The sequence below is a fragment of the Mesorhizobium sp. M0145 genome, from assembly GCF_040322355.1.
Taxonomy (GTDB): domain Bacteria; phylum Pseudomonadota; class Alphaproteobacteria; order Rhizobiales; family Rhizobiaceae; genus Mesorhizobium.
The window spans coordinates 22,517-34,760 of record NZ_JAMYTK010000011.1; the positions used below are offsets into that span (position 1 = coordinate 22,517).

The window sequence follows — 12,244 nt, forward strand, 5'->3', positions numbered from 1 at the left end:
CGCTTGGGAGGAAGCTGATGGCGCCGGCCAGGCGGAGATCAGGCCCGCCGCACATCCAAGGATAGCCGAGTCTTTCCGCAGCGTCATGGTCGATAGCGTACAGACGGCACGCTCCTGTGGACAAACCTGCCGGCCACAGCAGCGTTTGTTCATCACATAGTTCGTTCTTCCCATGGAACAAACCAAGCTGCTGCGTGTTTGGATGTCGATCGGACGCTCCCAAGGCCGCCGTTCACGAAAGAGCCCGCTCTCCTTGTCCCCCCTCAGGATAGCGGGTTCTTTTTGCGTTTTGCGGGAAGTCGCGGCGCGGCCGCTGACTTGCTTGTCGGTTTTCGCGGCTTATGCGGCGAACCGGGGCTCAAGCCCTTGCGAAGCATGGTTGTCCCGTGCAAAAGCCCGGCCATGCTGATCATCAACGACCTTTCGCTCCGCATGGCCGGACGCCTGCTTCTCGACCATGCCTCACTGACCTTGCCGGCCGGCAGCAAGGCTGGCCTTGTCGGCCGCAACGGCACCGGCAAGACGACCCTGTTCAAGGCGATCACCGGCGACCTCGCCTCCGAAACCGGCTCGATCAGCCTGCCCAAAAACACGCGCATCGGCCAGGTCGCGCAGGAAGCGCCGGGCACCGAGGAGCCGCTGATCGAGATCGTGCTCAAGGCCGACCTTGAGCGGAGTGCACTGCTCGAAGAGGAAAAGACGGCGACCGATCCGCACCGCATCGCCGACATCCACATGCGGCTGGCCGATATCGATGCGCACTCGGCCGAGTCACGCGCGGCCACCATTCTCGCCGGCCTCGGCTTCGACGATGCCGCGCAGCGGCGCCCGGCCTCGTCCTTCTCCGGTGGCTGGCGCATGCGCGTCGCGCTGGCCGCCGTGTTGTTTGCCGAGCCCGATCTGCTGCTGCTCGACGAGCCGACCAATTATCTCGATCTCGAAGGCACGCTGTGGCTGGAAAACTACGTGTCGAAATACCCGCACACCGTGCTGCTGATTTCGCACGATCGCGACCTGCTCAACCGCGCCGTCAACTCGATCGTCCATCTCGACCAGAAGAAGCTGACCTTCTGGCGCGGCGGCTACGACCAGTTCGAGCGTCAATACACCGAGCAGCGCGAATTGCAGGAGAAGGGCCGCGTCAAGCAGGAAGCCGCGCGCAAGCACATGGAATCCTTCGTCGAGCGCTTCCGCGCCAAGGCGTCGAAGGCGAGGCAGGCGCAGTCGCGCATCAAGGCATTGGAGAAGATGAAGCCGATCGCCGCGATCGTGAACGACGCGGTGCGGCCGTTCTCCTTTCCGGAGCCGGTGAAGTCGGTGGCCTCGCCGATCATTGCGCTGAACAACGTCAACGTCGGCTACACCGAGGGCGAGCCGATCCTGAAGAAGATGACGCTGCGCATCGATGCCGACGATCGCATCGCGCTGCTCGGCGCCAACGGCAACGGCAAGTCGACTTTCGCCAAGCTTTTGGCCAGCCGGCTGAAGCCGGAGACCGGCAGCATGACGGTGGCGCCCGGGCTGAAGGTAGCAATCTTCGCCCAGCACCAGCTCGACGACCTCAGGCCCGACGAAAACGCCTATGAGCATGTCCGCCGGCTGATGCCGGAGGCGCCGGAATCCAAGGTGCGCGGCCGCGTCGCCCAGTTCGGCCTGACCACCGAAAAGATGAATACCGCCGCCAAGGATCTGTCTGGCGGCGAAAAGGCGCGGCTCCTGATGGGCCTGTCGGCCTTCGAGGGGCCGAACCTGTTCATCCTCGACGAGCCGACCAACCATCTTGATATCGACAGCCGTGAATCGCTGATCCATGCGCTGAACGATTTTCCCGGCGCGGTCATCCTGATCTCGCACGACCGCCATCTGCTCGAAGCGACCGCCGACCGGCTGTGGCTGGTCAAGGACGGCGCGGTTAATCCGTATGACGGCGATCTCGAGGATTACAAGACGCTGGTCACCGGCGTCTCCGGCGACCGCCGCGGCAAGCGCGAGGCGGACAAAGCGTCGAAGGCCGACCGCCGCCGCGATGCAGCCGCGCGCCGCGCCGCCTTCGAGCCGCTGGCCAAGGAAATCCGCGCCACCGAAGCGCTGATGGACCGCCTCCGCAAGCGCATCGACCTGATCGAGGACGAGCTCGCCAATCCGGCCGTCTACGAAAAGGACCCCTCGACCGCGACAAGGCTGGCCAAGGAGCGCTCACAACTTGCGCAACAGCTGGCCGGCCATGAGGAAAAATGGCTGTCGATGTCGGCGGAGTACGAGGAAGGCACGGCGGAGTAGGAGAGCGTAATCTCCCCGCTCGTGGGTTCCCGCCAGCCTGACAGCCATTTGGAGCCGCCGGTCGTTGGAGTTTGATCAAGAGCGAGTCACACCGACGACGTTGCGATCCTTCACGCCCCCCTCTGTCCTGCCGGACATCTCCCCCACTTGGGGGGAGATTGGCTCGTCATCTGGCCCTACACCTGGTTGTCCAAAGCAGCTAGTTTGACCCCATGAATCAGCATGCCAAACTCAAAATCGGCCATTCGGCCTGTCCGCATGATTGTCCGTCGACCTGCGCGCTCGAGGTCGAACTGCTCGACGCCAGGCGCATCGGCCGCGTCCATGGCGCCAAGGCCAACAGCTATACGGCCGGCGTCATCTGCGCCAAGGTCGCCCGTTACGCCGATCGCGTCCATCATCCCGACCGCCTGCTGAAGCCGCTGGTCCGGGCCGGCGCCAAGGGCGACGGCGCCTGGAAGGAAGCGAGCTGGGAGGCGGCGCTCGATCTGGTCGCTGAAAAATTCATCGCGGCGGAGGCAAAATACGGCTCGGAGACGGTCTGGCCCTATTACTATGCCGGCACCATGGGGCTGGTGCAGCGCGACGGCATCGAGCGGCTCAGGCACGCCAAGAAATACTCCGGCTTCTTCGGTTCGATCTGCACCAATCTGGCCTGGACCGGCTGGATGATGGGCGCCGGCGCGCTGCGCGGCCCCGACCCGCGCGAAATGGCAAAGTCCGACTGCGTGGTGATCTGGGGCACCAACGCCGTGGTCACGCAGGTCAACGTCATGACCCACGCCATCAAGGCGCGCAAGGAACGCGGCGCCAAGATCGTCGTCATCGACGTCTACGAAAATGCAACGATGAAGCAGGCCGATCTCGGCCTGGTGCTGAAGCCCGGCACCGACGGCGCGCTGGCCTGCGCGGTGATGCACGTGCTGTTCCGTGACGGCATGGCCGACCGCGCCTATCTAGAAAAATACACCGACGATCCGCACGGTCTGGAAGCGCATCTCAAGACGCGGACGCCGCAATGGGCCGCTGACATCACCGGGCTTTCCGTCGACGAAATCGAGGCCTTCGCCCGCCTCGTCGGCACGACGAAGAAGACCTATTTCCGCCTCGGCTACGGTTTTTCGCGGCAGCGCAACGGTTCGGTCAACATGCATGCCGCAGCCTCGATCGCGGCGGTCACCGGCTGCTGGCAGTATGAGGGAGGCGGCGCCTTCCATACCAATTCGGGCATCTTCAAGCTCAACCAGGAACTGCTCGAAGGCACGCGGATGCGCGACCCCGCGATCCGTCATCTCGATCATTCGCGCATCGGCCCGGTGCTGACCGGGGCTGAGGATGCGCTCTATGGCGGCCCGCCGGTGACGGCGCTGCTGATCCAGAACACCAATCCGGTCAATGTCGCGCCGGAGCAGCGGCTGGTGAAGCAAGGTTTTCTGCGCGACGATCTGTTTTCCTGCGTGCACGAGCAGTTCATGACCGACACCGCCAAGCTCGCCGATGTGGTGCTGCCGGCGACGATGTTTCTCGAGCATGACGACGTCTACAAGGGCGGCGGCAACCAGCATATCACACTCGGGCCGAAGCTGATCGACCCGCCGGAAGGCCCGCGCACCAACCATTTCGTTGTCGAGGAGTTGGGCAAGCGCCTCGGCGTTGCCGACATGCCGGGCTTCGGCCTGACAGAACAGCAGCACATCGACATCATCCTGGGCAAGCGCGGGCTGGGCAGTTTCGACAGTCTGAAGGAAGACAAATGGGTCGACCTGCAGCCGGATTTCGAGGCCGCGCATTTCATCACTGGCTTCGGCCATGCCGACAAGAAGTTCCATTTCCGCGCCAACTGGACCGGGCAGGCAGCGCCCAACCGGCCGCCGAAAAGCATGGGCCTCTTCGGGCCTGTGCAGCGGCTGCCGGAATTTCCCGATCACGTCGACCTGATCGAGGTGGCGGACGCGGCGCACCCGTTCCGGCTGACCACCTCGCCGGCGCGCAATTTCCTCAATTCGACCTTTGCCGAAACGCCGGTGTCGCAGGCAAAAGAGCGCCGGCCGGAGCTGCTCGTGCATCCCGATGATGCGGCGGCACTCGGCGTCGCCGACGGTGGCCGCATCGAGGTCGGCAACCAGCGTGGCGAAGTGGTGCTGCACGCAAAACTGTTCGACGGCATCAAGCGCGGCGTCGTAGTCGCCGAAGGCATCTGGCCCAACAGCGCCCATGAGCGCGGCGAGGGCATCAACGTGCTGACCGGCGCCGATGCGCCGGCGCCCTATGGCGGCGCCGCCTTCCACGACAACAAGGTCTGGCTGCGCCCGGCGGATTGAGCGTCGGAACGATATCTCCATCCGGCCGTTTTCGCGTGGCGGGTGGAGGCATTGTCATGGCAGAAGTGTTGCCGGCGCCGGATCCCATCGGAAGGACACTGTCGTCCGGCGAACTCGTAACCACGATGTCCCACTTTCATCGCGCCGAGATTGCGCGCATGGCTGGGTGGCGCGACCGCCTGGACCGGACGAGCAACTGGGCGATAACCGTTGTCGCAGCCATGCTGTCCGTTTCGCTTTCGACAGCCAGCGCTCACCATGGCGTGCTGCTGTTTGCCATGCTGCTTGTTCTGCTGCTGCTGTGGATAGAGGCCCGCCGATATCGCTTCTTCGACTTCTATCGGGCTCGCGTGCGCCAGTTCGAACGGCACTATTTCGCGCAGATATTCTCGCCGCAGCCGGACTTCGCGTCCGATTGGCTGTTGATCGTCGGCGAGAGCCTGCGCGCGCCGAAATTCCTGATTTCGCAACGCGTGGCTTTGGCGCGCCGCCTGCGTCGCAATTACATTTACATGCTGCTGATTCTGCTGCTGGCCTGGATCCTCAAACTGTCGACCCCCAGTCTTCTGGCCGAAGGCGTCCGCATCGGCTTCGTCGGGTCGATGCGTGAGGCCGTCACCAGTGCTGCCCTGGGTCCCGTTCCTGGTGGCGCCATCGTCGTGCTGGTCGCCGTCCTCTATGCAGGCCTGCTGGTGACAGCCTTTCTGACAGAGAGCGACGACGGCGAACTCTCCTTCGGTGACGTCCACGTCTAGCAACGCAACGCCCTGTCGCGCGTTGTTGGACACGTGCATTGGGCGATGGGGGTTTCATGGCTTGGCAGGCTCCGACACGTTCCAGCCTGACACTGCTGGTTTGCGCTTTCGTCCCCGCGGGCGCGGCCTGGGCAGCGGAGACGCTCGTTGCCGGTACCCGGGCCTCCGGCATGGGTGGTTCGGGCGAAGGCGCTTTCGTCGCCGAGATCGTGCTTCTGCTGCTTGTTGGGCGCGGCCTGGGCGAAGTGCTGCAGCGTTATGGCCAGCCGGCAATCATGGGCCAACTGATCGGCGGCATCCTGCTCGGTCCTTCGCTGTTCGGCTGGCTGTGGCCGTCGGCCCAGCACCTGATCTTTCCCAGTGATCCTGCGCAAAAGGGCATGATCGACGCCGTCTCGCAGCTCGGCATCCTGATGCTGCTTTTGCTGACCGGCATGGAGACCGACCTGCGGCTGGTGCGCCGGGTTGGCGCGGCCTGTTTTTCCATTTCGGCGACCGGCGTCGTGGTGCCCTTCATCTTCGGTTTCGCGCTGGCGCAATTCCTGCCGGACGCATTGCTGGCTGACCCGACGCAGCGCACCGTCGCCGGGCTGTTCCTGGGCACCGCGCTGTCGATCTCGTCGGTCAAGGTCGTCGCCATGGTGGTGCGCGAGATGAACTTCATGCGCCGCAACCTCGGACAGGTGATTATTTCCTCGGCGATTATCGAGGACACGATCGGCTGGCTTATCATCGCCGTAACCTTCGGCATCGCCACCAATGGCAGGCTGCAGTTCGCGCCGCTGGTGACCACCATCGCCGCAGTGGCACTGTTCATGGTGTTCTCCTTCACCATCGGCCGCCGTCTTGTCTTCACCTTGATCCGCTGGACCAACGATCAATTCCGCAGCGAGTTTGCGGTGATCACCATGATCCTCATCATCATGGGCGTGATGGCGCTGATCACCAACATGATAGGCGTCCATACCGTGCTGGGGGCGTTCGTCGCCGGTATCCTTGTCGGGGAATCGCCCATCCTCTCTAGCCATATCGAAGGCCAACTTCGCGGCGTCATCACCGCGCTGTTCATGCCGATCTTCTTCGGCATGGCGGGGCTTTCCGCCGATCTCACCGTGCTTGCCGATCCGACGCTTGCCATGCTGACGGGCGCTCTCGTGGTCATCGCCAGCATCGGCAAGTTTGGCGGCGCCTTCATCGGCGCCAGGCTCGCCGCCATGTCGTTCAAGGAAGCAATCGCCGTCGGCAGTGCCATGAACGCGCGCGGCTCGACCGAGGTCATCGTCGCCAGCATCGGCCTGTCGATGAACATCCTGTCGCACAATCTCTTCACCATGATCGTTACCATGGCCGTGATCACCACGCTGGCCATGCCGCCGATGCTGCGCTGGGCGCTCGGCCGGCTGCCGGTTGGGCACGACGAGCAGCAGCGTGTCGAGCGCGAGGCGTTGGACGAATACGGCTTCATTTCCAGGCTGGAGAGGCTGCTGGTGCTGGTCGACGACAGCAGGATCGGCAAGTTCACTGCATATCTCGCCGGACTGGTCGGCGGAGGCAGCGGCATGCCCACCACCTTGCTTCAGCCGAAGGACGGCCGAATTGACAGGCCAACCGACAGCAAAGGACAGGAGCGCGCCCTGCAGGAAATCAAGAAGGGCGCAAAAAAGAGCGCTCAGGCGGTGAAACGGATCGAAGATACGCTTGTCGACAAAGTCCATCTGACGGCCCGCACCGAATTGGAAGCCACGGGTGAGACGATCGCCGAAGAGGCCCGCAAGGGATACGGCCTGTTGCTGGTCGGCCTTGACGATGTGCTGACCGCCGATGGCGCCTTCGCGCCGGCCCTCAACGACATTGCCGCGGGATTTGACGGCCCGCTTTGCCTGGTCCTGAACGGCGGCAATGCTGGCGAAAAGATGCCGACGCTGAAGGCCGGCACCAGCATTCTCGTCCCCGTCAACGGTACCCAGGTGGCGCGTCGCGCCGCCGACTTGGCGCTGGCGCTGGCCCGTCCAAACCGGGCGCGGATCAAGGTTCTCTACGTCTCGCAAAAGGCGGCCAAGGGCCGCAGGTCGACATCGGTGTCACATAGCCGCGAAGAGGCCGTGCTGAAAGACATCGCCGATCTGGCGGGCCGCTACGGCCTGCATATCGACACCGCGTTCCATACCCGCGTCACACCCGACAAGGCGATCACCCGGGAGGCGGCCAAAGGCGCGGCGATCGTCGTGATGGGCGTCACTCAACGTCCGGGCGAGGACCTGTTCTTCGGCGAAACCGCCGGCGCTGTTTTAGCCGCCTGCAATTGCCCCGTGGTGCTTCTGGCCAGCGCGCGGCCCAAGCATGACGCCGCTGGCGCTGAACTGGCAGCGTGAATTTCACGGCGCATTGATCCGTCGGCAGGAATGTCGATCGAGCCTCTGAAAGCGCTGATCAGCCAAACGTAAAAGAGCTCGAACCGAACGGTTCGGTTCTGTTGACAGAGAGTACAGGAAAGGGCGAACGCCGGCTCAAAGAATGTTCGCGCGGCAAATCACCACTGACCGCATAACTAGTTGAAAAGAAAGAAGAACATTGTGGCACAAGGAGCTGCATGTCGAATTTCAAGCGGCCAATTTGGCGCACCCGTACAAAATTTTCGTGATTGGAAACGACAGGCTTGCCGACCCATCTCGGGGTGGTCCGAGCGACGCGAATTCCTCCCGAGGCACGCCACTTGACGGACAGACTAAAGAACTACCGGAGTACCCGAAATGACCAAGCTCGCTCTTACCGCCGCCGCCATCCTCGTTGCCACCGGCACTGCTTTTGCCGGCAGCGACCATTATGGCTCGGACAACGTCAACCAGCCGGCCGCTGCTGCTGCTGCCAACGTCGACAACACCTTCACCGGTTCGATCCGCAAGCCAGTTACTTCCGAGCGTACCGGTGCCAAGATAACCTCCGAGTCGGTGGCGCCTGAATCCGGCCAAGGCATCTGGGGCCGCTGATTATCACGGCCCGCAACACAAAGAGCGGCGGGCTTGGCCCGCTACTCTTGCTTTCGCGTATCAACGGGCGTGTGCGCCGAATAGCATCCTGCGCCAATCGAATACGTTGATCTGCAGGTTTCATCTGTAGCCACAATCTCGGTTGCTGAAATCGTCCAGCAACGTGCACATCGGAAAAAGCCGGGTGCGTATTCGTCGGCGCGGACAGCGCTCTCATCTCGAATGCGTCGAAAGCAACGACAACTCACGAATGACCAGTACACTGGAGTACCTGAAATGACCAAGATTGCTCTTACCGTCGCCACCATCGTCCTCGTCGCCACGGGCAGCGCCTTTGCAGGCAGTGATCACTATGGTTCGGACGGCGTCAACCAGCCGGCCGCGCCTGTTGGCAACGCGCCTGTCGGCACCATCGACAGCGGGTTTACCGGTTCCATCCGCAAGCCGCTGACGGCCGAGCACAACGCCGTCGACACCGAGGCGACGACCCGGTTCGGCACTGATCAACCCGTAGTGCCCCAATCTGGCCGGGGCAACTGGGGCCGATAGTTCCTCAAACCCCGGAGCACGAAGAGCGGGGGGGTGGGCCCGCCGCTTTTGTTTGTGCGAAGCCGGGTTTGGCCGAAAGGTCGGCGATCCCCCGGCCTGTCAGGCAGTCCCTAGCGAAGATCCTTCGGCCAAATGCAGTGCGTCAGCCGGGCGCTGCCGAAGGTGAGACCGGCCCAATCGCCATCGACGTCGAACCGAGCCAGGGCCGCGGTCGGGAATTTTTCCGCCAGTTTTTTCAGCGCCGCTTCATCAGATCCAGCCCCGGCAAGACCGCGCGCGAACTCCTCCAACCCGGGATTGTGGCCAAGCACCAGCAGCGTTCCGGTCCCCGCCTTCACTTGCCGCACCTTGGCGAGGATGTCCGCCGCTGCTGCCTCGTAAAGCGCCTGGGCAGATTTGGCCTGCACCTTCGCCGGCAATTCCGCCGAGACCAGCCGCCATGTGTCGCGGGTGCGCAGTGCCGGCGACACCAGCGCCAACTCCGGCAGCCAGCCGCGCCGGGCCAGTTCGCGCCCGACCAGTGGTGCTGCCTTCAGCCCGCGCGCGGACAGCGGCCGGTCGAAGTCGATGAGGTCGGGATCGTCCCAACTCGACTTGGCGTGACGCAGGAGCAGCAGTTGCTTCATGGATTCAATTCAAGTCCAAGAGATGTCCGGCTGAAAGTCTTTCCCATAGCCGCCGCCATGTTTTGTGCCCATGGCGGTATCAAAACTCGCCCAAAGCGCACCAAAGATGAACAGGCCTACATGCCGTTCATCTTTATCCCATCTGACCAAAATGTCTGCTTCAGTGATGGCCCAATCGCCCGATCGAAGGTGAATTGCACCGACGACGGGACCTACTCGTCCGTCCTCGATCCGACAGAGATAAAAATATGCCGTGGCACTTTTCGGATCGTCCGCCTCGTCGTACTCGAAGACGCCGGCGAGATCACGCTTTGTCCGGATCGCGCTGTCGAAAACGTCCATTGATCTATTCTGTCATTCCCCGGCGATTTATTGGCCGTTTCTGCGGACCCTCACGGCGTGATCCGCGCCAGGTGCTCGAGATCGGTCTCTTCGCGCAGCGGGTCGGGCGCGATCACCACCGACGTGGCGTTGTCGGCATCGTCGGCGAAGCGCGAAAACACCGTGCGGCCGCCTTCCATCCGCGCCTTGCCTTCGGCGACTAGGCCCAGCGCCAGCGGATAGAGCTGGTGCTCGGCCTTGAGCACGCGCGCGGCCAGCGTATCCTCATTGTCGCCGACCATCACCGGCACGGCGGCCTGGGCGATGATCGGCCCGTCATCCATGTCGAGCGTGACGAAATGCACCGTGCAGCCATGGATGCGCATGCCTGCGCGCAGCGCCCGCGCATGCGTATCCAGCCCCTTGAAGGCAGGCAGCAGGGCAGGGTGGATATTGATCATGCGGCCCTGCCACTTCTCTACGAAGCGCGCGCCGAGGATGCGCATATAGCCGGCCAGCGCGACGATCTCGGCGCCGAACGACAAGAGGGCCGCATCGATCGCCTCGTCATGCGCTTGCTTGCTGGCATAGTCGGAGCGCGAAATCACTCTGGTGGCGATGCCGCGCGCCGCGGCGATGCCAAGGCCGGCGGCATTGGCGCGGTCGGAGATGACGCCGACGATCTCGGCCGGATAGGCCGGGTTGCTCGCCGCCGCAACCAGCGCCGTCATGTTGGAGCCGCGCCCCGAGATCAGTACGACCGTCCGTTTCCTGGTCATAGGCCAATCGAGCCCCGATAGATGACGCCGGCATCGCGGCGCGGCACGATCTGGCCGATCGGCGTCACCGTCTCGCCGGCCTCCTGCAGAACGGCAGCGACCTGCGCCGCCTGGCCGGAGGCGACGACCAGGATCATGCCGATGCCGCAATTGAAGGTCCGCATCATCTCTTCCGGCGCGACGCCGCCGGTCTTGGCCAGCCACGAAAACACCGGCGGCACCTCGATGGCGCCGAGATCGAGCTCGGCCGAAAAATCCTTGGGCAGAACGCGCGGGATATTTTCGGGAAAGCCGCCGCCGGTGATATGGGCTAGCGCCTTGATGCCATGCGTGTTGCGGATCGCCTTGAGGATCGACTTGACGTAGATGCGCGTCGGCTCGAGCAGCGCCTCGGCCAGCGTCGCCTCGTCATTGAACGGCGCCGGATCGCCCCAGCCAAGGCCGCTTACGGCGACGATGCGGCGGACCAGCGAAAAGCCGTTCGAATGCAGGCCCGACGAGGCGAGGCCGAGCAGCACGTCGCCTTCGACGATGTCGTCGGTCGGCAGCAGCTGGCCGCGTTCGGCGGCACCGACGGCAAAGCCGGCAAGGTCGTAATCCTTGTCGTGATACATGCCGGGCATTTCCGCCGTCTCGCCGCCGATCAGCGCGCAGCCGGCCTGCCGGCAGCCGGCAGCGATACCGCCGACGATCGAAGCACCCTGGTCGGGATCGAGCTTGCCGGTGGCGAAATAGTCGAGGAAGAACAGCGGCTCGGCGCCTTGCACGACGATGTCGTTGACGCACATGGCGACGAGGTCGATGCCGATCGTATCGTGCTTGCCGGCATCGATGGCGATCTTCAGCTTGGTGCCGACGCCGTCATTGGCGGCCACCAGCACCGGATCGGTGAAGCCGGCGGCCTTGAGGTCGAACAGGCCGCCGAAGCCGCCGATCTCGCCATCGGCGCCCGGCCGGCGGGTGGCGCGCACCAGCGGCTTGATCTTCTCGACCATGAGGTTGCCGGCATCGATGTCGACGCCCGCTTCGGCATAGGTGAGCCCGTTCTTGCGCTTGCTCATTTCCGGCGCCTGCTCATCTGTTGCGCTTGCCTGTCGCTGGTTTCATTCGCTTGCGGGCTCTTCGCATGAACGGTTTTGCCCCGCAAGGCAAGCGCGTGATGATGGTGTTTCAGTTGGATAACGGCGGAACCGGGCGTGATACACTCCAACAGTAAAAAGAAATCCCTGCCAGAATTGCGGCGAGGCCTCCGACGGTGGCAAGAGACCTGATCTCACCGTCGAAGGGCAGGGTCCCATACGAGAAGCCGGCGGCGATCAAAGCCGTCGCGGCAGTCCACAGACCTGGCTTTGCAGCGACTGACCTTGAGAAAACGAACGCGACGACAGCGGCGGTCAGCCAGAGGGGCCAAGAGACGACCACGCCTACGGCCAGATAAAGAGCGAAGGTCGAAAGAAGATCCTGCGCTGCCACGTTGCGGTGCGAGGCTCCGAAAAATGCGAAGACCAAAAGACTTTCCGTCAGTCCGGCCAGATAACAAAGCGTTACTCGCCAAGCGATTGTGATTCTCTGCGCCATCGTCATTCAGCAGTGGGGAAATAGGCTGTCGCTTCACGGGCTCTTCGC

Annotated in this window: 11 protein-coding genes; 6 read left to right on the forward strand and 5 right to left on the reverse strand. The window is 63.4% G+C overall.

The features are described 5' to 3' along the window. Window positions 1-402: 402 nt before the first annotated feature. From NKJ28_RS17195 to NKJ28_RS17220, 6 genes are all read left to right on the forward strand, one after another. Window positions 403-2,280 (forward strand): ABC-F family ATP-binding cassette domain-containing protein, encoded by a 1,878-nt coding sequence (locus NKJ28_RS17195; RefSeq protein ID WP_023677658.1) that lies wholly within the window; start codon window positions 403-405, stop codon window positions 2,278-2,280. A gap of 212 nt (window positions 2,281-2,492) precedes the next feature. Further along, complete coding sequence (locus NKJ28_RS17200; protein WP_352636523.1) at window positions 2,493-4,601, forward strand: molybdopterin-containing oxidoreductase family protein; 2,109 nt, start codon at window positions 2,493-2,495, stop codon at window positions 4,599-4,601. A 56-nt stretch (window positions 4,602-4,657) separates the two neighbouring features. Beyond that, window positions 4,658-5,356, forward strand: a complete 699-nt coding sequence (locus NKJ28_RS17205; RefSeq protein ID WP_352569713.1) for a DUF2270 domain-containing protein — start codon at window positions 4,658-4,660, stop codon at window positions 5,354-5,356. Window positions 5,357-5,526: 170 nt separating this feature from the next. Then, entirely contained in the window at window positions 5,527-7,728 is a 2,202-nt protein-coding gene (locus tag NKJ28_RS17210; RefSeq protein WP_502898224.1) for a cation:proton antiporter domain-containing protein, read from the forward strand. A 378-nt stretch (window positions 7,729-8,106) separates the two neighbouring features. Next, a complete protein-coding gene (locus NKJ28_RS17215) occupies window positions 8,107-8,343 on the forward strand; it encodes a DUF680 domain-containing protein (RefSeq protein ID WP_352452970.1) in 237 nt (78 codons plus the stop codon). A 276-nt stretch (window positions 8,344-8,619) separates the two neighbouring features. Further along, window positions 8,620-8,892, forward strand: coding sequence for a DUF680 domain-containing protein (locus NKJ28_RS17220; protein ID WP_352452971.1), 273 nt, complete (start codon window positions 8,620-8,622; stop codon window positions 8,890-8,892). 110 nt (window positions 8,893-9,002) lie between these two features. On the opposite strand, the gene NKJ28_RS17225 is transcribed toward NKJ28_RS17220, so the two are convergent. From NKJ28_RS17225 to NKJ28_RS17245, 5 genes are all read right to left on the reverse strand, one after another. Continuing rightward, entirely contained in the window at window positions 9,003-9,518 is a 516-nt protein-coding gene (locus NKJ28_RS17225; RefSeq protein WP_352569716.1) for a SixA phosphatase family protein, read from the reverse strand. Window positions 9,519-9,527: 9 nt separating this feature from the next. After that, on the reverse strand, window positions 9,528-9,860 hold the full coding sequence (locus NKJ28_RS17230; protein WP_352569718.1) for a hypothetical protein: 333 nt from the start codon (window positions 9,858-9,860) through the stop codon (window positions 9,528-9,530). Window positions 9,861-9,910: 50 nt separating this feature from the next. Then, a complete protein-coding gene (gene purN, locus NKJ28_RS17235; protein WP_352457663.1) occupies window positions 9,911-10,618 on the reverse strand; it encodes a phosphoribosylglycinamide formyltransferase in 708 nt (235 codons plus the stop codon). Beyond that, entirely contained in the window at window positions 10,615-11,679 is a 1,065-nt protein-coding gene (gene purM, locus NKJ28_RS17240) for a phosphoribosylformylglycinamidine cyclo-ligase (RefSeq protein ID WP_352472623.1), read from the reverse strand. Before purM ends, purN begins: the two co-directional genes overlap by 4 nt. A 109-nt stretch (window positions 11,680-11,788) precedes the next feature. Further along, window positions 11,789-12,196: a hypothetical protein gene (locus tag NKJ28_RS17245; RefSeq protein WP_352636525.1), complete on the reverse strand. Its 408-nt coding sequence runs from the start codon at window positions 12,194-12,196 to the stop codon at window positions 11,789-11,791. Between the last annotated feature and the right edge of the window lie 48 nt (window positions 12,197-12,244).